Origin of the sequence: Erythrobacter sp. EC-HK427 (assembly GCF_902498745.1) — a bacterium.
Classification (GTDB): Bacteria; Pseudomonadota; Alphaproteobacteria; order Sphingomonadales; family Sphingomonadaceae; genus Alteraurantiacibacter.
The window spans coordinates 2889656-2911028 of record NZ_LR701479.1 but is presented as its reverse complement, the minus strand read 5'-3'; the positions used below and the strand labels follow the sequence as shown (position 1 = coordinate 2911028).

At 64.0% G+C, this 21373-nt stretch carries 22 protein-coding genes; 13 read left to right on the top strand and 9 right to left on the bottom strand.

The genetic code is table 11. The features are described 5' to 3' along the window. Positions 1–14 precede the first annotated feature (14 nt). Positions 15–902, bottom strand: a complete 888-nt coding sequence (locus GC121_RS14215; protein WP_234421280.1) for a DUF4349 domain-containing protein — start codon at positions 900–902, stop codon at positions 15–17. Positions 903–1076: 174 nt separating this feature from the next. After that, complete coding sequence (locus tag GC121_RS14210; RefSeq protein ID WP_151975336.1) at positions 1077–1631, bottom strand: type 1 glutamine amidotransferase domain-containing protein; 555 nt, start codon at positions 1629–1631, stop codon at positions 1077–1079. A 103-nt stretch (positions 1632–1734) separates the two neighbouring features. Here GC121_RS14210 and parC point away from each other — a divergent pair, with 103 nt between their 5' ends. Continuing rightward, on the top strand, positions 1735–4032 hold the full coding sequence (gene parC / locus GC121_RS14205) for a DNA topoisomerase IV subunit A (RefSeq protein WP_151975335.1): 2298 nt from the start codon (positions 1735–1737) through the stop codon (positions 4030–4032). A gap of 174 nt (positions 4033–4206) precedes the next feature. Here the strand turns inward: parC and GC121_RS14200 are convergent, their stop codons facing one another. The 5 genes from GC121_RS14200 to GC121_RS14180 form a co-directional block, all read right to left on the bottom strand. Further along, positions 4207–5376, bottom strand: a complete 1170-nt coding sequence (locus GC121_RS14200; protein ID WP_234421279.1) for a CCA tRNA nucleotidyltransferase — start codon at positions 5374–5376, stop codon at positions 4207–4209. A gap of 164 nt (positions 5377–5540) precedes the next feature. Continuing rightward, a complete protein-coding gene (locus GC121_RS14195) occupies positions 5541–6140 on the bottom strand; it encodes a CoA pyrophosphatase (RefSeq protein WP_151975334.1) in 600 nt (199 codons plus the stop codon). Next, positions 6137–6685, bottom strand: coding sequence for a DUF1285 domain-containing protein (locus GC121_RS14190; protein ID WP_151975333.1), 549 nt, complete (start codon positions 6683–6685; stop codon positions 6137–6139). The genes GC121_RS14195 and GC121_RS14190 overlap by 4 nt, the downstream gene beginning before the upstream one ends. A gap of 27 nt (positions 6686–6712) precedes the next feature. Then, positions 6713–7228, bottom strand: a complete 516-nt coding sequence (locus GC121_RS14185) for a GNAT family N-acetyltransferase (RefSeq protein ID WP_151975332.1) — start codon at positions 7226–7228, stop codon at positions 6713–6715. Positions 7229–7393: 165 nt separating this feature from the next. Further along, the gene (locus GC121_RS14180; RefSeq protein ID WP_151975331.1) at positions 7394–8572 is read right to left on the bottom strand and encodes a PQQ-dependent sugar dehydrogenase; all 1179 of its coding nucleotides are present in this window, start codon (positions 8570–8572) and stop codon (positions 7394–7396) included. Here GC121_RS14180 and GC121_RS14175 point away from each other — a divergent pair. The 4 genes from GC121_RS14175 (at position 8571) to folP (ending at position 12804) form a co-directional block, all read left to right on the top strand. Continuing rightward, entirely contained in the window at positions 8571–9209 is a 639-nt protein-coding gene (locus GC121_RS14175; protein ID WP_151975330.1) for a ribonuclease HII, read from the top strand. The genes GC121_RS14180 and GC121_RS14175 overlap by 2 nt on opposite strands. Positions 9210–9221: 12 nt before the next feature. Then, entirely contained in the window at positions 9222–10139 is a 918-nt protein-coding gene (locus GC121_RS14170; RefSeq protein ID WP_151975329.1) for a calcium/sodium antiporter, read from the top strand. Between the two features lie 191 nt (positions 10140–10330). After that, positions 10331–11461 (top strand): site-specific DNA-methyltransferase, encoded by a 1131-nt coding sequence (locus GC121_RS14165; protein WP_305038614.1) that lies wholly within the window; start codon positions 10331–10333, stop codon positions 11459–11461. A 230-nt stretch (positions 11462–11691) separates the two neighbouring features. After that, positions 11692–12804, top strand: coding sequence for a dihydropteroate synthase (folP, locus tag GC121_RS14160; protein ID WP_151975328.1), 1113 nt, complete (start codon positions 11692–11694; stop codon positions 12802–12804). A gap of 6 nt (positions 12805–12810) precedes the next feature. Here the strand turns inward: folP and GC121_RS14155 are convergent, their stop codons facing one another. Beyond that, complete coding sequence (locus GC121_RS14155; RefSeq protein ID WP_151975327.1) at positions 12811–13413, bottom strand: hypothetical protein; 603 nt, start codon at positions 13411–13413, stop codon at positions 12811–12813. A 58-nt stretch (positions 13414–13471) separates the two neighbouring features. Further along, a complete protein-coding gene (locus GC121_RS14150) occupies positions 13472–14890 on the bottom strand; it encodes a sigma-54 dependent transcriptional regulator (RefSeq protein ID WP_151975326.1) in 1419 nt (472 codons plus the stop codon). Positions 14891–15073: 183 nt separating this feature from the next. On the opposite strand from GC121_RS14150, the gene GC121_RS15790 reads away from it, so the two are divergent. The 8 genes from GC121_RS15790 (at position 15074) to GC121_RS14115 (ending at position 21363) form a co-directional block, all read left to right on the top strand. After that, positions 15074–15196 carry a hypothetical protein gene (locus tag GC121_RS15790; protein WP_255478895.1) on the top strand — a complete coding sequence of 41 codons (123 nt, stop codon included), beginning with the start codon at positions 15074–15076 and terminating at the stop codon, positions 15194–15196. Positions 15197–15213: 17 nt separating this feature from the next. Continuing rightward, positions 15214–16338, top strand: coding sequence for an NAD(P) transhydrogenase subunit alpha (locus GC121_RS14145; RefSeq protein ID WP_151975325.1), 1125 nt, complete (start codon positions 15214–15216; stop codon positions 16336–16338). Between the two features lie 5 nt (positions 16339–16343). Further along, positions 16344–16703 carry a PH domain-containing protein gene (locus tag GC121_RS14140; RefSeq protein ID WP_151975324.1) on the top strand — a complete coding sequence of 120 codons (360 nt, stop codon included), beginning with the start codon at positions 16344–16346 and terminating at the stop codon, positions 16701–16703. Between the two features lie 55 nt (positions 16704–16758). Further along, the gene (locus GC121_RS14135) at positions 16759–17040 is read left to right on the top strand and encodes an NAD(P) transhydrogenase subunit alpha (protein ID WP_151975323.1); all 282 of its coding nucleotides are present in this window, start codon (positions 16759–16761) and stop codon (positions 17038–17040) included. Positions 17041–17132: 92 nt separating this feature from the next. Continuing rightward, on the top strand, positions 17133–18593 hold the full coding sequence (locus GC121_RS14130; protein WP_151975757.1) for an NAD(P)(+) transhydrogenase (Re/Si-specific) subunit beta: 1461 nt from the start codon (positions 17133–17135) through the stop codon (positions 18591–18593). Between the two features lie 55 nt (positions 18594–18648). Next, complete coding sequence (locus tag GC121_RS14125) at positions 18649–19344, top strand: aspartate/glutamate racemase family protein (protein WP_151975322.1); 696 nt, start codon at positions 18649–18651, stop codon at positions 19342–19344. A 92-nt stretch (positions 19345–19436) separates the two neighbouring features. Next, complete coding sequence (locus tag GC121_RS14120) at positions 19437–20612, top strand: deoxyguanosinetriphosphate triphosphohydrolase (protein ID WP_151975321.1); 1176 nt, start codon at positions 19437–19439, stop codon at positions 20610–20612. Next, entirely contained in the window at positions 20605–21363 is a 759-nt protein-coding gene (locus GC121_RS14115; RefSeq protein ID WP_151975320.1) for an NAD-dependent epimerase/dehydratase family protein, read from the top strand. Before GC121_RS14120 ends, GC121_RS14115 begins: the two co-directional genes overlap by 8 nt. Positions 21364–21373 lie beyond the last annotated feature (10 nt).

Genomic DNA, 21373 nt, shown 5'->3' with positions numbered 1-21373 from the left:
CCTGCGCTGGCAAACTAGGCCTCCGCTTCGACAGGCGGATCAAACCGCTTGAGCAATCGCTTCACGCCCCATATCGCCCCTCCGACCGGCACCGCGATACTGGCGAGCACGATGAAAGCGGCAAGCAGATAGCCCAGTATTCCGCCAATGCTCGCTAAGGCTGATGTGACCGGATCGAGGAAGCTGCTCGCAGGCGCGCTGGCGGTGGAGTAGTCGATATTGACGCGGGTGAACGCAACCCGTCCGCGCATCTCCTCCAGCCAGGCGCGTGCCTGATCGATTTCTTCGTTGATCCGTGCGACCTGACGTTCGGCCTCAACGATTTCCTCGACACTGCCCTGGCGGGTGCGCAGGACTTCCATCATCCGGTCGCGCAGGGCGATGCGGCTGCGCAGCCGCGCTTCGGTGTCGACCATGTTGCCGGTGAGATCTTCGCCGGTGATCCCGGCGGTAACCTGCTCGCCGCCGACCGTTGTTGCCGCAGCACCCAGCCGCCCACCAAACTCGCGTGCCTGATCGGCCACCACGGCCAATTCCAGCCGGCCCGAGGCGTAACCGTCCTCGACATTGCCCGAATGCGATTGCGAGACGATCTGGCACACGTAAGGTCCTGCCGCTTCGCACATATCGGCGTGGCGTTCCTGCAAAGGGGCGATTTCCGCTGCGTCGAGCTGGAAGCCGTAATCATAGGTGTAGGCCATGCGCGGCAGGGTGATAGGAATGTCCGGCCTTGTTTCGAGCGCGGCGGTGTCCGGTGCGGTGGATGCCTGTTCGGCGATTTCCTCGCCCTCCTCGAACATGGCTTCGGGGGCTGCCTCGGTTGTGGCGTCCGCCTCGGTCAATTCGGCGCTTTCGCCATAATTGTCCGATTCGGAGCACGCGGCGAGCGTGACGCAAGCCAATGAAATTCCTACAAGTAATCCTCTCTTACGCATTTCGGCCTCCTGTTTGCCTTATTTGCGCCATAATTACGCCACATTGTGCCTTACTTGGCAAGTGCAAACGCAAAACGCCCCGCTGCCGGTGGGCAACGGGGCGTTCGGAGCAGCGCTTAAACTGCTGAATTACGGCGCGGCTTAGGCGTCTGCCATTTCGCCCGCATCCGCCATCTCCCTCAGCTGCGCGATCAGCGCGTCGGTGAAGGCGGGGATGTCGTCGGGGTTGCGGCTGGTGATGAGGTTGCCATCCACGGCCACCTCCTTATCGACCACATTCCCGCCTGCATTGCGCAGATCGGTGCGGACGCTCGGCCAGCTCGTCACAGTCATCCCTTCGACAATCCCTGCCTCGATCAGCAGCCACGGCGCGTGGCAAATCGCGGCAATCGGCTTTCCGGCGGCATCGAAATCGCGGACAAGCGCAATCGCCTTTTCGTTCATCCGCAGAATATCCGGGTTGATCTGTCCGCCCGGCAGAACGAGCGCGTCAAAGTCCGCCGCCTTTGCCTCTTCAAGCGCGAGATCGACCGTCACCGCATCGCCCCATTTGCCGCTGGAGAAGCCGCGGATTTCGCCGCTTTCGGGGCTGACGACGACGGTTTCGTAGCCTGCTTCTTCCAAGCGACGTTTCGGCTCCTCCAGCTCGGATTGTTCAAAGCCGTTGGTCGATAAAATCATGATCCGTTGGGTCATGGAGTATTCTCCTTTCACATTTGCGTGTCTGATCAATCAACGGGTGGGGAAATCACTATGTTCCGCGCTGTCCGGCGAAAGGAGCGGGTGATAGGGCGAGCCGATGGTCACTCCCGAAGATAATTCTGATTCCGAGCAGGGCATTACCCGCGAGCCGTTCGAAAGCGCGCTTTCGGAGCGGTATCTTGTCTATGCTTTGTCCACGATTACAGCGCGTTCGCTGCCGGATTTGCGCGATGGCCTGAAGCCGGTGCACCGGCGCTTGCTCTGGACGATGCGGCAGTTGCGGCTGTCTCCCGATAATGCGTTCAAGAAGTCCGCCCGCGTCGTCGGCGATGTTATCGGCAAGTATCACCCGCATGGCGACACCGCAGTCTATGATGCGATGGTGCGCCTCGCCCAGCCGTTCACACTGCGATACCCACTGGTGGAGGGGCAGGGGAACTTCGGCAATATCGACGGCGATAACGCCGCCGCCTACCGCTACACCGAAGCCCGCCTGACGCGCACCGCCATGCAGCTGATGGCGGGGCTGGATGAAGGCACGGTCGACTTCATCCCGACCTATAATGGCGAGGAGCAGGAGCCCGAGCTGATGCCGGGCCTGTTCCCCAACCTGCTCGCCAACGGGGCAAGCGGGATCGCGGTGGGCATGGCGACCAGCATTCCCAGCCACAATGTTGCCGAAGTGCTCGATGCCGCCGAACTCGTGCTGTTCAACAAGGATGTGACGCATGACGAGCTGATGGCGGTGTTCCACGGCCCCGATTTCGCTACGGGCGGCCTTGTCGTGGACGGGCCGGAGGCGATTTCGCGCGCCTATGAAATGGGACGCGGCGGCTTCCGCGTGCGCGGCCGCTTCCACGCGCCCGAGGCCGAGAATGCCGAGGATCGCGAGGCGGGGATCGAACGGCAGAAGGGCGGCGGATACCAGCTCGTCATTTCCGAAATTCCCTATCAGGTGCCCAAGAGCAAGCTGATCGAACAGATCGCGCAGGCGATTGCCGACAAGAAGCTGCCGATCCTCGAAGATGTGCGCGACGAAAGCGACGAGAATATCCGCATCGTGCTGGTGCCGCGCAGCCGCAATGTCGATCCGGAGATGCTGAAGGAAAGCGTCTACAAGCTCACCGATCTGGAAACCCGCATCAGCCTCAACATGAATGTGCTCGATGCCACCCGCACGCCAATGGTGATGGGGCTGAAAGAGCTGCTGGTGAACTGGGTGCAGCACCAGATCGAAATCCTGCAACGGCGCGCGCAGCACCGGCTGGAAAAGATCGCCGACCGGCTGGAATTGCTCGAAGGCTATATCATCGCCTTCCTCAACCTCGACCGGGTGATCGAGATCATCCGTTACGAGGATCATCCCAAAGCGGTGATGATGGAAGAATTCAGCCTGACCGACCGGCAGGCCGAAGCGATCCTCGACACGCGGCTGCGGAGCTTGCGCAAGCTCGAAGAAATGAAGCTGCGGCAGGAGAAGGATGACCTGCTGAAGGAACAGGGCGAGCTCGAAGCCCTGCTCGCCAGCCCCGCGCGGCAGAAGACGCGGCTCAAGAAAGACCTGGCGGCTTTGCGCAAGGAATACGGGCCGGATACGCCGCTGGGTGCACGCCGCACGACGATCACCGATGCCGCGCCAGTGGTGGAATTCGATCCCAATGCGATGATCGAGAAGGAACCCGTCACCGTCGTGCTCAGCCAGAAGGGCTGGGTGCGCGGGGCGAAGGGCCATGTCGATCTCGGCAAGGATGGTGCGGGGGATTTCAAATACAAGGAAGGCGACGGCCCCGCCTTTGCGGTGCATTGCCAGACGACCGACCGCGTGCTCCTCGCCTGCGACGATGGCCGCTTCTTCACTTTGGGCGCGGACAAGCTGCCCGGCGCGCGCGGCTTTGGCGAGCCTTTGCGCAACACGCTCGACATCGAAGCGAGCGCGACGATTATCGCGGTGATTGTCCACGCGAAGGACAAGCAGATCCTGCTCGCCAGCAGCATCGGCAAGGGCTTTGTCGCGATCACCGACGAACTGCTCGCGGAAACGCGCAAGGGTCGGCAGGTGGTCAATCTGAAAGAGGGTGCGAAACTGGTGGTCGCCCGCCCGATCGCGCCCGCGCATGATCATGTCGCGGTGGTGGGGGAGAACCGCAAGCTGGTTGCCTTCGCGCTGGAGGAAATGCCGGTGATGAGCCGTGGGCAGGGCGTCACTCTGCAACGTTACCGCGACGGTGGCCTGTCCGACGCGACGACCTTTACGCTGGCGGACGGCCTCAGCTGGACGATGGGCGGCGACAGCGGGCGCACGCGGACAGAGAACGAGATCGCGATGTGGAAAGTGGCGCGCGGCGCAGCCGGCCGGATGCCGCCGCAGGGATTCCCGAAGGATAATCGGTTTTAAGGGGGGTAGGCAGTAGGCAGTAGCGTGCCCTAACTTCCCTTCCCCTTGGGGAAGGGGCTGGGGGATGGGGGGCCGATGCCCGATTAGCGAGCGCCGCAAGCCCACCCCGCTGCGACTAAGCCTCACCTGCGGTTCGACAAGTCTCGCTGCCCCTCCCTCACGGGAGGGGTGGGCTCAGCTACCCAACGCCTCGTCCAGCAGCGCCTCAACCCGCGCCGCATCGGGGAAACCCTCGGCAACCCAGCGGCGTTCCACCGCTTGCAGAATGCGCGCCACTTCCGGCCCTGCCGCCACCCCGCGCGCGACAATCGTGCCGCCTTTGAGCGGGAAGTTGGGCACTGTGAAGTCCGCTACGCCCGCCACCGGCGCATTGTCCAGCAATAGCAGGTCTTCGGCAACGCGCGGCCCCTCGGCATAGATCAGCGCAGGCGTCCCTTCGGGCGCGCCGCCGCGCTTGGCGAGCCGCACCAGATGCACGCGCTGTTTGGTCGAGAGCCGCAAACGCGCCGCTACCTGCTCGGCGAGCCTGGGATCGGCGGGCAATAGCGCGGCGAGGCGGCGCAGCGGGGCAGCGGCCACACCTTGCGCCCGTTCGTGCGCCAGTAGCTGACCGTGTGCGGCAATTGTGTCCTCCCCCGCTTCGGGCAGGATCACGCCGAGCACGCCCGCGCGGTGCATCCGTGCCAGCGTCTCTTGCGGGGCGGGCAGGGCGAGGAGCGCGAGCAATTCGGAGGCAATCCGCTCCCGGCTCAGCCCTTTGAGCATTGGTGCCAATTCCGCGCAGGCTTCCTCCGCCTCCGCATCCAGTTCCGCGCCGAAACGCGACTGGAAGCGGTAATAGCGCAAAATCCGCAGGTGATCTTCGCGGATGCGCTCGCGGGCATCGCCGATAAAGCGCACGCGGCGCGCGGCGAGATCGCCAAGCCCGCCGAAATAGTCGCTGATTTCCAGCGTTTCGGGATGCGCGAACAGCGCGTTGATGGTAAAATCACGGCGCGCGGCATCGTCCTGCCAATGTTCCGCAAAGGCGACAGTCGCGCGGCGGCCATCGGTGGCGACATCCTTGCGCAGGGTGGTGATCTCGACATTGCCCTCGGGCAGTACAGCAGTAACGGTGCCGTGGTCGATCCCGGTGGGGATGGGCTTGATGCCAGCCGCCTCCAGCCGTTCCATGACTTCCGGCGGGTGCAGCGTGGTCGCCGCGTCCACATCGTTCACCTCGACGCCCAGCAGAGTATCGCGCACCGCGCCGCCCACCCAACGCATATTCTCCGCGCCGAGAGCGGCGACAAGCTGCGCCAGGTCTGCGCGCTGCGTCCAGTCGGTTTGGGGTAGGGTCGCCACACTCACTCCGTCTGTCCTGAGCTTGTCGAAGGACTGCCTTTACTTCCTTTGCTGCGCTAGAAGAAAGTGCAACCCTTCGACAAGCTCAGGGTGAGCGGGATGGGGGGACAAGCTCAGGGTCAGCGGGAAAGGGGACAAGCTCAGGGCAATCGGATGTGTGGAATTCAATCCACCAATTCCCGCCAATCGAGCCGCCGCGACAGGTTCGCGACAATCCCTGCGGTGATCCCCCAGATGCGGTGGCCGTTCCACACAATCTCAATATAGGGCCGCTGCACCCCGCCGAAGTCGCCCATTTTCGCCGCGTGATTGCGCGGATCGAGCACGTAGCGCAACGGTGCTTCGAACCAGCCATCGACTTCGCGCGGATCGGGCGTGATCGTGATATCTGGCGGCACCAGCCCCAGCACCGGGGTGAGGTTGAAGCCCGTTCCGGTCATGAAATTCTGCCCCGTGCCGATAACCCGCACCGCGTCTGCCGGAATGGCCAGTTCCTCCTCCGCCTCGCGCAAGGCGGCGGTGATCACGTCTTCGCCCGGTTCCAGCTTGCCGCCGGGGAAGGAGACCTGCCCGGGATGCGAGGCCATCGTCTTGGGGCGGTGGGTGAAGAGCATGCCCGGTTCGGCGCGGTCCGTAATCGCCATCAGCACGGCGGCGTCACGCGGAGTGCGCGTCACCCAGGCGCTGTCATCGCGAATGCCTTCGATGCCGATATGCGCGGTGGCACCGAACAGGGCCTGCGCGCGGGTGAAAAGATCGCTCATGCAGGCACCAGCGGAAAATCCGCGCCCTGGCTGGAGACGAGCGGCACATCGCCCTCGAACCGTGCCAGTTCAACAAGTTGCAGCCATGTCGAGCGGTTGAGCCGCGCCTCGCAGCCATGGCGCACCAGCAGATAGATCGCAGGAGCCTTCGCATCGCCCGCCGCGCGCAGCGGATTGTCCGGCCCGGCCAGCACCAGCTCGTCGGTGTTGAGGCGGAAGGCGAGCGCCCCCGCTTCCTCCTTCACGTCGACCGCGATGAAAGGCGCGTCCTCCACCGCAATCGCCTGCTTGTAATGCGGAGTGACGAGGAGGTAGCGCCCGTCGCCCTCGCGCCGGAGCAGGCTGGCGAAGGCGCGCACCATGGCGGGGCGGGTGATCTCTCCGTCATGGTGGAACCAGCGTCCGTCCGCTGCGATGCGCATTCCGCTGTCCCCCTGTTCGGGCGGGTCCCATTCGGCAACCGGCGGCAGACCGCGCGCGGCAATCGCCTGCGCGATTTCGGGAAGCGTCAATCCGGCGAGTTCGGGAGGCGGAATGTAAGGCATCGTCGCGGCATCAAATGCCAGAGCGCGTCAGCCAATCCAAGGCCCAAGCATACCTTCGTGGGGGAGCACGGCGGGATTGGCACAGCGCACCAGCAGGCGATGCTTCTCATACGGGCCGGGCAGCAGCCAGCCCTGCGTCGGCGCGGCGAAAAAGCCGAAGCGTTCATAATATTCGGGATCGCCCACCAGCAATTGCGGCAGCGCGGTTTGCGGATCAAGCGCAGCGGTCATCGCGGCCATCAGCGCGTGGCCGAAGCCTTCGCCCTGCCGTTCTGGCACCACGGCGACGGGGCCAACCATCAGCATCGGATGCGCACGGCCCGCCGGATCGGTCAGCGCAACTGGCCAGGTCTGGATCGTCCCGACGAGCAATTGTTCGCTATCGACCACGGCAAAGCTCAATGCGGGTAGCCAATCGGTGCCGAGCCGGACGCGATAGGCGGTGCGCGCATGGCGATCGGGGCCGAAGGCACGGTCGAGCAGAGCCTCGATCAATTCGGGCTGCACCGCTTCGAGCGGGATCAGAGTGGCGGTGTCATCCATGGAGCGCGCGCGGATAGGGCGCTGCGCCTGTTGGTGCAAATGTTTCTGCTGTAAATGGGCGGCGAAAGCCGACCACAAGGCCGACCGGCCGACCGGCCGCCCGCAGCGGGCGCAGCTTGCTGCGCATCTAGCGAGGACGCTCACGCGGATGCGTGAGCGCAAAACTCACTCAGCAGGCGTCAGCCGGATCAGCCTTCCGTTGTCGCCATCCTCGATCACCCAGACCGCGCCGTCCGGAGCAATCTCGATATCGCGCAGGCGGTTCGGGAATTCGTAACGGCCCAACTCCTCCGCGCTGTTCGCGCCCGAATCGGTGGCGATGCGCACAACCGAGGGGATGGTGAGATTGGCGACCAGCAACTGGCCCTGCCAGTCGGCGAACATTTCGCCGGAATAGAAATCCATGCCGCCCGGGCCGATCACCGGCGTCCAGTGCAGCGCGGGCTGGGTGAAGCCGTCATCCTCGGTGTGATCGGGAATGGCAACGCCATTGTAATTGTCGCCATTGGAGCGGGTGGGCCAACCGTAATTGGCGCCCGCGACGACGAAGTTCAGTTCGTCCCCGCCAGCGGGGCCGTGTTCCAACTCCCACAACTCGCCATCCTCGCGCATGGCGAGGCCGAGGAGGTTGCGCTGGCCGTAGCTCCACATCTGGTCGGCGGGGGAGCCCTGCGCGGCAAAGGGGTTGCCCGCTGCGGGTGTGCCATCAAGGTTGAGGCGGACTATGCCGCCCAGATTGTTGCCCAGATCCTGCGCGGGGGTCTGCTCCTGCCGGTCACCGCTGGAAATGAACAGATATTGCCCGTCGGGCGAGAAGGCGATGCGGTGCGAATAATGCCCGCGCCGTTCGCCCGCGCGGCTCTGCCGCCAGATTTCGCTCAGCCCGCTGATCGCGCAGCCTTCCGCGCCGCATTCGAGCGTCCCGCGCCCGACCACGGCGAAGGTGCCGTTATCGCCATCGCTCGCCGCCCAGCTGAGATAGACCATGCGGCTGGCGGAAAAATCGGGGGCAAAGGCGATGTCGCCGAGCCCACCTTGCCCGGCATAGGCGACTTCCGGTACACCGCTCACGTCGCTGATTGCGCCCGTCGCCGGATCATAGACTTTTAGCACGCCTGCCTTCTCGGTGATGAAAATCATCCCCGTTTCGGGGTGGAATTTGAGCGCCCACGGCTCGGCGAAATTGGCGTGCGCTTCGGCGGTGAAGGGCGAACCTTCGGCCAGCGCAACCGGCTCACCGGCGGTCACGACCATCGGCGGGCTATCCCCCGATTGGGCATTGGCGCAGCTTGCGAGCGCGAGGGTGGCGGGGAATAGGGCGAGGGTCAGGAGTGTGTGTTTCATGCTGTGTGCAACGCCTTATGCAGAATTTGGTGCCCGGCTGGGTGACACGCCGCTGGTCGCCGGAGTGGACGAGGCGGGGCGCGGGCCGCTGGCTGGCCCCGTTGTGGCGGCGGCGGTGGTGCTGTGCAAGCCTGCACCTTCGGGCATCAACGATTCCAAAAAGCTCTCCGCCAGGGCCCGCGCCGAAGCCGAACAGCGCATCCGCGCACGCTGCGCCTGGGGGATCGGCGTTGTCGACGTGGAGGACATCGACCGGCTCAACATCTTCGGCGCGACCATGCTGGCGATGAGCCTTGCGGTCGAACGGCTGTGCGATGTTTTGGGCGGAGCGCAGGTCACCACGCTGATCGACGGCAATCTGACGCCGGAAGGACGCTGCGAGCAATGGCGCTGGCCCGCGCGCGCCATTGTCGGCGGTGATGGCAAGGAAGCGTGCATCGGTGCCGCCAGCATCCTCGCCAAGGAATATCGCGACCGGCTGATGGTCGAAGCCGCGCAAGAGCATCCGCATTACGGGTGGGAGCGCAATAAAGGGTACGGCTCCGCGGAACATATGGCGGCGCTGCGCGTCCATGGGCCGACGCCTTTGCACAGAAGGTCATTCGCGCCGGTGGCGCAATTGGAAATGAGCCTGTAACGCCTGCCTCCCATGCTAATTCTCTCCCTGTCCATTCTCGGTGGCCTTGTCGGCCTGTTTGTCGGCGGCGAATTGCTCGTGCGCGGTTCGGTGGCGATGGCCAAACGGCTGGGTATCTCCAATCTGGTGACCGGGCTCGTGATAGTCGGCGCGGCGACATCCATGCCCGAGATGGTCGCCAGCGTGCAGGCCGCGCTCGAAGGATCGCCCGGCATTGCATGGGGCAATGTGGTCGGCTCGAACCTTGCCAATACGCTGCTAATCCTCGGCGCGACCGCGCTGGTGGCGCCGATTATCCTTCACGGCATCGGCAAGCGCGACGCGGTGGTCGCGCTGCTGGCGACGCTGGCGGTCTGGGCGCTGGCGGTGTCGCAAGCGGGTGCGCGCTGGATCGGCATCGCCCTGCTGGTAGCGCTGGTGGTGTATATCGTCTGGCGGGTGCGCCATCCGCCCGAACTGGAAGAAGAGGATGACGAGAAGCAGCCCGGTTTCGGTCTGGCGATCATCCTGTTCCTTGCAGGCCTTGGCGCGCTGGTGGTGGGCGGCAAATTCCTCGTCGATGGCGCGATCGAACTGGCGACGCTTGCGGGCATTTCGCAGACGGTCATCGGCCTCACCATCGTCGCCGTGGGCACGTCGCTGCCAGAGCTTGCCGCGTCGATTGCCGCCGCGCTCAAGGGGCGCAGCGATCTGGCGGTGGGCAATGTTGTCGGCTCCAACATCTTCAATCTGCTGATGATCGGCGGGGTGACGATGGCGGTTTCGCCGCTTGCGATCCCGGCGGAGATGCTCGACCTGGAATTCCCGGTGCTGGCCGGTTCAGCGGTGCTGATGCTGCTGCTGTGCCGCTATGCGCACAGTATCGGGCGCGGGCTGGGATTGCTGCTTTTGGCGGCGTTCACGGTGAATACGGCGCTTTTGTTCGCCTAATTTTGCAGGTGAGTCCTCGCGGCCACACCGCAGCATATCGAGTCCTGTAATCTGGTGCAGACTCAACATCTTGTGTGAGACTCCTTTTGTTCCGCTCTAACTGTGGTGGAGCGGTGCAAAATTGCCGCTTGACCCCGGACTCCCGAGGATTCATCCCCTGTGGATAACTTGAGGGGTATTGAGTGGGCAATCTGACGAAAATTCGCAGCATACCGGCCAAAACACGTGCGCCGAAGGTCGACAAGAAGGACTTGCCGCTGGGCCAGATCCTCGCGGGCGACTGCGTGGAGGAGATGCGCAAGCTGCCCGATGCCTGCATCGATCTCGTCTTTGCCGATCCGCCGTATAATCTCCAATTGGGCGGCGATCTTAACCGGCCCGATGGCAGCCATGTCGATGCCGTGACCGATCACTGGGACCAGTTCGACAGCTTCCAGATCTACGATAATTTCACCCGCGACTGGCTGACCGAATGCCGCCGCGTCTTGAAACCCGATGGCGCGCTGTGGGTGATCGGCAGTTACCACAATATCTATCGCGTCGGCGCGATCTTGCAGGATCTGGGCTTCTGGCTGCTGAACGATATCGTCTGGCGCAAAACCAATCCGATGCCCAATTTTCGCGGCACCCGCTTCACCAATGCGCATGAAACGCTGCTGTGGGCGAGCCAGGGCGAGAAGGCGAAATACCACTTCAATTACCGCGCGATGAAGACGCTGAATGACGAGCTGCAAATGCGCAGCGACTGGACATTCCCGATTTGCAGCGGCGGAGAGCGGCTGAAAGACGATACCGGGCACAAGGCGCACCCGACACAAAAGCCCGAGGCGCTGCTCTACCGCGTGCTGCTGGCGACGACCGAAAAGGGCGACGTGGTGCTTGATCCGTTCTTCGGCACCGGCACAACCGGCGCGATTGCCAAGCGGCTGGGCCGCGACTGGATCGGCTGCGAGCGCGAGGCGGACTATCGCAAGGTGGCGATGGCGCGGATCGAAAAGGAGCTGCCGCTGGACGAAAGCGCGCTTACGACAATGCAGAGCCGCAAAACGCAGCCGCGCGTGGCGTTCGGCGCGGTGGTGGAAGCAGGCCTGCTCGCCCCCGGCACCATGCTGTTCGACAAGGCGCGCCGCTGGCAGGCGACCGTGCGCGCCGATGGCAGCATAGAATGCGGCAAACTGGTCGGCAGCATCCACAGCGTCGGCAAAGAGCTACAGGGCGCGCCGAGTTGCAACGGCTGGACATTCTGGCACTACGAAGCAGGCGGCGAAGTAAAGCCGATCGATGCGGCGCGGGGGCTATATCTGCTGGCGAGTGAGGATTGATCCGTTCAATCGTCACCCCCGATCACATCCGGGGTGACGCTTTGGGTCTGCTTACGGCCACTTCCCTACACCCACGCTCTGCGCATACACCCGTGCAAATGCGCACCTCACACCCTTCCAATCGCTCCGCAAACAGGCGAAAGCTGCGGTGAAAAGTTTTGTCTCAGGACACTGTAACAGGTGTAACAGGTTAGCGCCCGAAAGCGGCTCAAGGCATTGAAAGCAAACGCATGACCCAATCGCTCTACATCCAGCCGATCTCCACCGTCTCCGGTCCGCAGGCGGTCGAGGGGGATGCGGTGCGGCTCGCGGGCGGGATGGTCTATGCGCGCGAGTTTGCGGTGATCGTGCGCGAGGACGGGCGGGTGCTGTCGCGCCAGATCGCGACCAAGGCTGGCATGGCAGACGTGCTTGCTTCGCTGCCCGATGCGCTGGCGGCGGAAGCCAGCGCACAGTGGGCGGGGCTCGCCAAGGTACACCCGCCGCTGGCGCTGGGCGGGCGAACGATCCGGCTCGACCAGCCGCAGGTGATGGGCATTCTCAACGTCACGCCCGATAGCTTCTCCGATGGCGGCAAGTTCATGGACGATCCGGAGGAAATGCAGCTTCATGCCGCCGCCATGCACGAAGCGGGTGCGGCGATTATCGACATTGGCGGGGAAAGCACGCGGCCCGGGGCCAAAGCCGTGTGGGAAGGCGAGGAGATCGAGCGGGTGCGACCGGCGGTCGGATATTGCGCCAACATGGGTGCGGCGGTGAGCGTGGACACGCGCCGCCCCGCCGTGATGGAAGCCGCGCTGGCGGCGGGCGCGCATATTCTCAACGATGTATCGGGCCTCCGCTACGATCCGCGCAGTCTGGAGTTTGCCGCAGCGAGCGGGGTGCCCGTCATCCTGATGCACGCGCCCGGCACCGGCGAGGATTTGCACGCGGGCGGCGACTATCAGGCGGCGGCGTTCGACGTGTTCGACACGCTGAAAGCCTTGCGCGACCGGGCGATTGCGGGCGGCATTGCAGTGGAGAGGATCGTGCTCGATCCCGGCATCGGCTTTGGCAAATCGCTCGCCGACAATCTCGCGATCCTCAACGCGCTGCCGATGTATCACGCGCTCGGCTGCCCGCTGCTGCTGGGTGCAAGCCGCAAGCGGATGATCGGCGCGCTGAGCAACGAAGCGGGTGCGCACCAGCGCGTGGGCGGATCGCTCACGCTGGCAAAGCTCGGCATGGATGCGGGCGTGCAGCTGCTGCGCGTGCATGACGTGTTCGAGACGGTGCAGGCAAGGAACGTATGGCGCGGCCTGCGCGATGCTGCGCTGACCGACTTTGCGGGACTGGAGAGCTAGGGCGCTCTAAAACGTAATGCTGTCGCGCACCTGCTCCAGCGCGGCGGAGGCTTCGTGCACGCCTGCATTGTCGCGGCTCACCAGCATCAGCGTGCGGCCATGCGCGGGGAGGAAGGTGTAGCGCGTGGTGGTGTGATCGGTGGTGTGCTGCAGCGCGACGCCCTCTGCGCCGTGCATCTCCACCGGTTCGAACGCCTCCATATGCGCGCGGTCGCGGGCGATGGCGGTGGTGTAATGGCTGAGTGGGCGCTCCAGCAGCGCCAGCGCGAAGCCGACTTCGTGGTCGGCGGTGCAGGGTTCGCGATGGCTTGCGGTGTCGAACGAGCAGCCGTCCGATCCGATCCGCTGCACAAGGTCGCGCGGGATGAACTTGATCGCGAAGGCGGTTTCGGTGAAGTCCGGGGGCAGCGGCAGCTCGGTTTCGACCTGGCTCAGCACATGCGCGTTGTAGGCGTAGTGGATATGCGCAAGGTTCCCCTCGGTCAGCGTCGTGGCTTGGGTGCTCGCGGAGGTGGCGGTTGCGGGCGCGACGGGTTCCCCCGATGCTGGCGAGCAGGCCGCCAGCGCCATCGTGCAGATCAGAAGGAATGAGCATTCGGGCCGTTGCATGACACTACATCGCACGAACCGCCATACGGTTCCGCGACTGCGCGCTGGCAAGGCCCGCTTAGGCTGCGTTGTCGATGCCGAGATCGGTGAGCTTGCGATACAGCGTCGAGCGGCCAATGCCGAGGCGGCGGGCGACTTCGGTCATCCGGCCGCGATAATGCCCGATGGCGAGGCGGATCACATCGGCCTCGATCTCTTCCAACGGGCGCAGATTGCCGTCGCCGGTGTAAAGCTGGACGCCCGCGCTCTCGCGCACCGGAATATCGGGCGCATAGAATTCGCCGACGATCTCGCGCACCTGCGGGAAATCCTCGGTCGTCAGCGCATCGCCATCGCAGAACACGGCCGCACGGAACAGCACCGCTTGCAACTGGCGGACATTGCCCGGCCAGTCGAAAGCGGACAGCAGGGTGAGCGCATCCGCAGTGATGCCGAGCGGACGCAGGCCCGGTTGCTCGCCAATGCGGGCGAGGAAATGGCGGGTGAGCGCGGGAATATCGCCGGTGCGCTCGCGCAGCGGCGGCAGTTCGATCGCAGTGCGCGAAATCGCCGCAAGCAGCCCTTCGCGGAAATGGCCGGTGGCGACCAAGTCGGCAAGCGGCAGGTTGCTCGCCGCGATGATCCGCACATCGACCTTGTAGGCATATTGCGCGCCGATCGGTTTGACCTGCCCGCTCTCGATCACATCGGTCAGCCGGTCTTGCAAATCCATCGACAGGCGGTCGATCTCGTCGAGCACCAGTGTCCCGCCATCGCAATGCTGGATCGCGCCGACCTGCTGCTCGAACGCACCGGGGAACGCGCCTTTCTCGTGCCCGAACAGCACCGATTCGAGGCTGCTGGCCGGAATGCCCGCGATGCTGAGCATCCGGAACGCGGTCTTCGAGCGCGGCGAGGCGCCCTGCATTGCCCGCACCAGCATTTCCTTGCCGGTGCCGCTTTCGCCTTCGATCAGCACATGGCCATGCCCGCGCGCGGCCTTCGCCGCCTTGGCCAGCGCATCGCGGAAGGGCGGGGACGTGCCGACCATCGCTTCGAAATCGAGCTGGGCGGGCATCTTTTCGGTGAGCGGAGTCAGCTCGTCACGCGGCGTTTCGCGGGTGGTCGCATTGCGCAGCGCCTGCATCAGGCGATCAGGCGCGACGGGTTTGACGAGGTAATCGGTGGCGCCTGCTCGCATCGCCTCCACGGCAAGCTGTGGGCTGGTGCTGGTGGTCAGCATCAGGATCGGCAGGGCGGGGCGGCGTTCTTTCAGCTCGGCGATCAGTTCGCAGGCGCGGTCTCCCGGCACCCACTGATCGAGGATAATGGCGGAGAGCTGCATCCCCTGCCGCGTGCCCAACGTGGCAATCGCGGTTTCGGAATCGCCGACCACCAGCGTGCGCCAGCCTTCGCGCCCGGCCAGCGCGGAAATCAAACGGCTCTGGGCCGGTTCATCGTCAATCAGCATCAAGAGACGCTGTTCAGGCTCTGCCATGCGCACCCACCATAATCGCCCGGACATTCGGGCAGGAACGCAGTTTGGTAACAGGAGGGGGTAAAAAGCCGATTAAGCTCCGCAACCGCGCTAAAACGCGCTTGGGGACTTGAGCGGGGGCAATGCGGGCGATAGAGCATCGCCAACAGTTCACCTTTTGCTTGCAGGAAAGTTACGTTCGAAATGGGCAATCCGCACGATATGAAAGCTGCCACCGGCACCTATTCCAGCTTCATCGCCACGTTGAAATGGGCAGTGCCGCTGTTGGTGGCGATCACCTTCTTCGTCATCTGGCTCATCGCCTGAGCGGCGGCGGACAGGTGATGCGGATAGCGGTTCTCAAAGAGCGGGCAGCTGGCGAGAGCCGCGTTGCCGCAACTCCCGAAACGGTCAAGAAATTCACCGCGCTTGGTGCCACCGTCGCGGTGGAGGAAGGCGCGGGCGCAGGCGCGTCGATTTCCGACGCTGCTTACCGCGAGGCTGGAGCGGAAGTCGCTTCCGGCGGCGCGGTGGTGAAAGATGCCGACATCGTGCTCGGCGTGCAGGCACCCGATGTCGCTTCGCTGACAGGCGCGAAACCCGGCGCTTGGGTGGCGGCGACATTCGACCCCTTCAGTCAACGCGAGCGCGTGGATGCCTACGCTAAAGCGGGGCTTGAGGCGCTCAGTATGGAATTCATGCCGCGCATCACCCGCGCGCAGAGCATGGACGTGCTCTCCAGCCAGTCCAACCTTGCCGGATACAAGGCGGTGATCGCGGCAGCCGACGCCTATGGCCGCGCCTTCCCGATGATGATGACGGCGGCGGGCACCGTGTCGGCGGCGAAGGTTTTCGTGATGGGCGTGGGCGTTGCCGGATTGCAGGCGATTGCCACGGCCAAACGTTTGGGCGCGCAAGTCTCTGCCACCGATGTGCGCTCTGCCACCAAGGAACAGATCCAATCGCTGGGCGCGAAGCCCATCTTTGTGGAGAATGTCGCCGGGATCGAGGGCGAGGGCGCGGGCGGCTATGCCACCGAAATGTCGCCAGAATACCAGGCCGCGCAGGCGGAGCTGGTCAGCAGCCACATCGCCAAGCAGGACATCGTCATCACCACCGCGCTGATCCCCGGCCGCGCCGCGCCGCGCCTGGTGTTGGACGCGCAGATTGCGACGATGCGCGAAGGCAGCGTGATTTTTGACCTCGCCGTGGCGCAAGGCGGCAATGTTGAAGGCTCGCTGCCCGATCAGGTGGTCGAGAAGCACGGCGTGAAAATCATCGGCTTCTCCAACACCGCGACGCATCTGGCGGCGGACGCGAGCGCGCTGTTCAGCCGCAACCTGTTCAACTTCCTCAACGCCTTCTGGGACAAGGAAGCGGGCAAGCCGGTGCTGGACGAGGAAATCGGGGATGCTGTGCGGCTGACGCAGGGTGGCGAAGTGGTGAATGAGAGGCTGAAAGGGGACTAGCCGTTATGGGACTTCTCAATGCAACAACCGCAAGTGGGGACGGATTTATCCAGGAGCACGGCCATTGCCTGGTCGCCGGCGAAAACGTTCTACTGGCGTTCAAGGCGGTGCGGGACTGGATTGTATTTACCGATTGGCGTGTGATCCATGTTGATGTGCAGGGGCTGACCGGGTCAAAGAAGGACTACAAGTCGGTTCCCTACCGATCGATCAACGCTTACTCGATCGAAAGTGCCGGAACCTTCGACCTTGATGGCGAGATCAAGTTCTTTGTGTCCGGTCTTGGAGGAATCCAGTTCAAAGTCGGACGTGACAGCGACGTTGCCGGTTTGCAAAGCTTGCTGGCAGAAAAATTGAACAGATGATCGCTGCAAGCGCGGTTTGCTCCTCCCCCGGCGCGGGAGGATTTTAGGAAAGCCCATGGACTTTATCTCAATCCTCTCGATTTTCGTGCTGGCGTGTTTCGTTGGCTATTATGTCGTCTGGTCGGTTACGCCCGCGCTGCACACGCCGTTGATGGCGGTGACGAATGCGATTTCCAGCGTGATTATCGTCGGCGGGTTGATCGCCGCGGCGGAGGCGGGGAGCGATGTGGCGAAGTGGCTGGGGCTGCTCGCCGTGGTGCTCGCCAGCGTCAATATCTTCGGCGGTTTCGCGGTGACCGAGCGGATGCTCGCCATGTACAAGAAGAAGGAGAAGTGAGCATGGGCCGCACTCTCCTTTCGTCATTGCGAGCGCAGCGAAGCAATCCAGTCCGGCGCTTGCTGGATCGCCGCGTCGCTTCGCTCCTCGCGATGACGGCGTTTTTCGTCTCCACCCCCGCCCAAGCAGCGACGGGCGAAGCGGTGAACCCTTGGGTCGCGCTCGCTTACCTCGTGGCAGGCGTGTTCTTCATTCTCGCACTGCGCGGGCTCTCCAGCCCTGCAACCTCGCGAGCGGGCAATCGCAACGGCATGATCGGCATGGCGATTGCCGTTATCACGACGTTGGTGACGCATAGTGTCGCCAATATTGTCGAGATCGGGATTGCGATTTTCCTCGGCGGGATCATCGGTGTCACCATCGCCCGACGCATCGCCATGACGCAGATGCCCGAACTGGTGGCAGGCTTCCACTCGCTGGTCGGCCTCGCGGCTGTGCTCGTCGGTTGGGCGGCCTACCTTAATCCCGGCGCGTTCGGGCTCCTGGCCGATGGCGGCGCCATCGGGCCGGTGAGCAAGGTCGAGATGGGCCTCGGCATCGCCATCGGGGCGATTACCTTCTCCGGTTCGATTATCGCCTTTCTGAAGCTCAGCGGCAAGATGAGCGGTTCGCCGATCATGCTGCCGGGGCGGCACGTGATCAATCTCGGCATGCTCGCGGCGATCCTCGTGCTGACCGCCATGTTTGCGCACACACCCGACGCTGCAGCGAACCTGCCCTTTATCGTCGCGTTGACGGTGCTCGCTTTCATCATCGGCTTTCTGCTCATCATCCCGATTGGCGGGGCGGATATGCCGGTCGTCGTGTCGATGCTGAACTCCTATTCCGGCTGGGCGGCGGCGGCGATGGGGTTCACGCTGGGCAACACCGCGATGATCATCACCGGCGCTTTGGTGGGCTCGTCAGGCGCGATTCTGTCCTACATCATGTGCCGCGCGATGAACCGCAGCTTCCTCAGCGTGATCGCGGGCGGCTTTGGCGGCGATAGCGGCGGCGGTGGCAGCGGCGAGGCGCGCGAGGCGCGGCCCTACAAGCAGGGCAGCGCGGCGGATGCTGCCTATATGCTGGAACAGGCGGAAAAGGTCATCATCATCCCCGGATATGGCATGGCAGTGGCACAGGCGCAGCACGCCTTGCGCGAGATGACCGACAAGCTGGAAGAGAAGGGTGTGGAGGTCAAATTCGCCATCCACCCCGTCGCGGGCCGGATGCCGGGGCATATGAACGTGCTGCTCGCCGAAGCCAATGTCAGTTACGACAAGGTCTTCGAACTGGAAGACATCAACAGCGAATTTGCGCAGGCCGATGTCGCCTTCATCATCGGCGCGAACGATGTGGTGAACCCGGCGGCGAAGACCGACAAGTCCAGCCCCATTTACGGGATGCCGGTGTTCGATGTGGACAAGGCCAAGCAGGTCTTCTTCATCAAGCGCAGCATGGGCGGCGTGGGTTATGCCGGTGTCGATAATGACGTGTTCTACATGGACCAGACGATGATGCTATTGTCGGACGCGAAAAAGATGGTCGAGGAAATCGTCAAGGCGCTGGACTAGCGGCGGCGCTTGCGCTTTTGCTGCAATTTGATTTGCAGCAAAAAGGGGCAAAGGCGTGCGCAAACTCGGCCTGATTGGCGGGATGAGCTGGGTTTCGACCCACCGTTATTACGAACGGATCAACAAGCGCATCCAGCGCGATGTCGGCCCGCGCCATTCCGCGCCGTTGCTGATCGAAAGTCTCGACTTCGCGCAAATCTACCAGTTGCAAACGCCAGAAGACTGGGAGCGCGGTGCGGCGGTGATTACGGCAGCGGCCAATCGCTTGGCCGACGCTGGCGCGGAAATGCTCATTATCGGCGCCAATTCAATGCACCGGATGTTCCGCGAGATCGAGGCGCAGGTGCCGGTGCCGATGCTCCACATCGCGGAGTGTGTCGGCGCGAAGATGGCGGAGGACGGCATCGCGCGCGCTGCGTTGATCGGCACGCGCAATGTGATGACCGAAAGTTTCTACCGCCGCCGGTTGGTGGCGCACGGGGTCGACTTGCTGCCGCCCGATATGGAGCACGCCGACGAGCTTGACCGGATGATCTATGAAGAGCTGATGGTGGGTAAGGCGCGCAAGGAATCCGAGCGCACGCTGCGCGGCTGGTTCACCGGCTATGAACGCGACGGAGCGCAGGCCGTGGTGCTTGCCTGCACCGAACTGGAGCTGATCGTCGATATCGATGCCAATGTGCTGCCGATCTATGATTGTATGCGCATCCATGCCGATGCGGCGGCTGCGTGGATTGTCGGCGCGGATTAGCTCGCCCAAACGGGGTTTTCCCGCGCCAATCGCCGCCGTTCGCGCCCTGTTCCCGTTGTCATCATCGGGTCTCTGCCATAGCGGTGCAGTCCATGTACCACGCGCCCGCCGGGAACAGACCGTATGCCGCCGATCCCGCGCAGAGCCGGGGGCGCGAGTTTTCGCAGCCGGGGCACACCGCGCGCGGGCCGCGCACCGCTTTCCAGCGCGATCGTGACCGGATCATCCATTCGATCGCCTTCCGGCGGCTGGCGGGCAAGACGCAGGTCTTTATTGCCCCCGATGGTGACCATTACCGCGTCCGCCTGACGCACAGTCTGGAAGTCGCGCAGATCGGGCGGGTGATCGCCCGCGATCTGGGTCTGGACGAGGATCTGACCGAGGCGCTGTGCCTCGCGCATGATCTGGGCCATCCGCCCTTCGGCCATTCGGGCGAGGATGCGCTGGATGCCGCATTGGAGCTGTCTGGAGGCTTCTGCCACAACGGCCACACTCTGCGCACCGCGATGCGGCTGGACAGCCCCTATCACGGGATGCGCGGGCTTAATCTCAGCTGGGAAGTGCTCGAAGGGCTGGCGAAGCACAACGGGCCGGTGGAAGCGCCCGGCTGGGCGCTGGCGGAGCTGGACGCGGCATTTCCGCTCGATCTGCATCTGCATCCATCGCTGGAAGCGCAGGTCTCCGCGCTGGCGGACGATATCGCCTATGACAATCACGATATCGACGATGGCCTGCGCGCCGGTTTCCTTGATCTGGACGATCTTCTCACGCTCGATTTCCTCGCCGATCTGTGGCGCGATATCGAAGCGCGCTTTCCGCTGGCGACCCGCGAGGAACGGTTGCGCGAACTGGTGCGCGCGCAAATCGGGGTGATGTGCAACGATCTTTTGGAGACGACGCGGGCGAACCTTGCGGGCGTTGATAGCGTCGCAGAGGTACGGCAGGCAGGGCGAGCGCTGGCGACCTTCTCGCCCGACATGGCCGCGCGCGAGCGGCGCTTGAAGGGCTTTATGTATCAGCGGCTGTATCACCATCCCGATCAAGTACGCACGGCGGAACTGGCCAAGACGGTAATCGCCAAGCTCTACGCCGCCTACGACCAGCAGCCTTCGCTGATGACGCCGCGTTGGGTGGAAAGCCTGCCCGAAGGCCAGCCGGAGCGGGGGCGGCATATCGCCGATTTTGTCGCGGGCATGACAGATCATTTCGCCATCCGCCAATATGCGCGGATTTTCGGCAGCGTCCCCGAAGGGCTGAGCAATGTCTGATCCGGCTGCACCTGCCGGGCCGCTGTTTGCGGAGCCTGCCGAGGCCGCGTCGGTTCTGCCGCGCCATGATCGCCGCCGCGTGCTGCTTGTGGGCGCCACAGGTCTTGTCGGGCGCAGCGTCATCGCCCGCACGCCGCACACGCCGCAAGTGGCGCTGCAAGGGCTGGCGCGGCGGGAAATGGACTTTCCCGACGGCGTGCGGATGGAATTGGTGCTGGCGGATATCCAGGACTGGCCGGAGGTGATCGCCTCGCTCGCGCCCGAAGCCGTCATCAACGCGCTGGGCACCACCCGCGCGAAGGCGGGGAGCGAGGAAGCCTTTCGCGCGGTTGACCATGATCTGGTGATGGCGGTCGCCGCCGCTGCCAAGGCTGCCGGAGCGCGCAGCTTCGTGCATATCTCCTCGGTCGGGGCCGATACCGCCGCGAAGAATTTCTACCTGCGCACCAAAGGCGAGGTCGAGCGCGAGCTAAAGACGCTGCGTTTTAACCGGCTCGATATCTTCCGCCCCGGCCTGCTGCGAGGCCAGCGGCAGGGCGATGTGCGCTTTCTGGAAGGGCTGGGCCGGATGCTCGCACCCGTCAGTGATCTGTTCCTGCGCGGCAATGCGGAAAAATACCGCTCGATCCACGCAGAAGATGTGGCCGCCGCCGCTTTGCAGGCCACTGGCGAGAGGGCGGGCGGGCAATTCATCCACGAACATTCGGGGATCTTGCGGCTCGCCGGGCGGTTCCAGAGCCATCAGGACTGATCGGGAGAGC

Excerpts from the sequence above, each read along its gene's own strand:
- GC121_RS14210 (WP_151975336.1), bottom strand. The coding sequence starts at position 1,631 with ATGACCCAACGGATCATGATTTTATCGACCAACGGCTTTGAACAATCC.
- parC (WP_151975335.1), top strand. The coding sequence starts at position 1,735 with ATGGTCACTCCCGAAGATAATTCTGATTCCGAGCAGGGCATTACCCGC.
- GC121_RS14195 (WP_151975334.1), bottom strand. The coding sequence starts at position 6,140 with ATGAGCGATCTTTTCACCCGCGCGCAGGCCCTGTTCGGTGCCACCGCG.
- GC121_RS14190 (WP_151975333.1), bottom strand. The coding sequence starts at position 6,685 with ATGCCTTACATTCCGCCTCCCGAACTCGCCGGATTGACGCTTCCCGAA.
- GC121_RS14185 (WP_151975332.1), bottom strand. The coding sequence starts at position 7,228 with ATGGATGACACCGCCACTCTGATCCCGCTCGAAGCGGTGCAGCCCGAA.
- GC121_RS14175 (WP_151975330.1), top strand. The coding sequence starts at position 8,571 with ATGCTGTGTGCAACGCCTTATGCAGAATTTGGTGCCCGGCTGGGTGAC.
- GC121_RS14180 (WP_151975331.1), bottom strand. The coding sequence starts at position 8,572 with ATGAAACACACACTCCTGACCCTCGCCCTATTCCCCGCCACCCTCGCG.
- GC121_RS14170 (WP_151975329.1), top strand. The coding sequence starts at position 9,222 with ATGCTAATTCTCTCCCTGTCCATTCTCGGTGGCCTTGTCGGCCTGTTT.
- folP (WP_151975328.1), top strand. The coding sequence starts at position 11,692 with ATGACCCAATCGCTCTACATCCAGCCGATCTCCACCGTCTCCGGTCCG.
- GC121_RS14155 (WP_151975327.1), bottom strand. The coding sequence starts at position 13,413 with ATGCAACGGCCCGAATGCTCATTCCTTCTGATCTGCACGATGGCGCTG.
- GC121_RS14150 (WP_151975326.1), bottom strand. The coding sequence starts at position 14,890 with ATGGCAGAGCCTGAACAGCGTCTCTTGATGCTGATTGACGATGAACCG.
- GC121_RS15790 (WP_255478895.1), top strand. The coding sequence starts at position 15,074 with ATGGGCAATCCGCACGATATGAAAGCTGCCACCGGCACCTATTCCAGC.
- GC121_RS14145 (WP_151975325.1), top strand. The coding sequence starts at position 15,214 with ATGCGGATAGCGGTTCTCAAAGAGCGGGCAGCTGGCGAGAGCCGCGTT.
- GC121_RS14140 (WP_151975324.1), top strand. The coding sequence starts at position 16,344 with ATGGGACTTCTCAATGCAACAACCGCAAGTGGGGACGGATTTATCCAG.
- GC121_RS14135 (WP_151975323.1), top strand. The coding sequence starts at position 16,759 with ATGGACTTTATCTCAATCCTCTCGATTTTCGTGCTGGCGTGTTTCGTT.
- GC121_RS14130 (WP_151975757.1), top strand. The coding sequence starts at position 17,133 with ATGACGGCGTTTTTCGTCTCCACCCCCGCCCAAGCAGCGACGGGCGAA.
- GC121_RS14120 (WP_151975321.1), top strand. The coding sequence starts at position 19,437 with ATGTACCACGCGCCCGCCGGGAACAGACCGTATGCCGCCGATCCCGCG.
- GC121_RS14115 (WP_151975320.1), top strand. The coding sequence starts at position 20,605 with ATGTCTGATCCGGCTGCACCTGCCGGGCCGCTGTTTGCGGAGCCTGCC.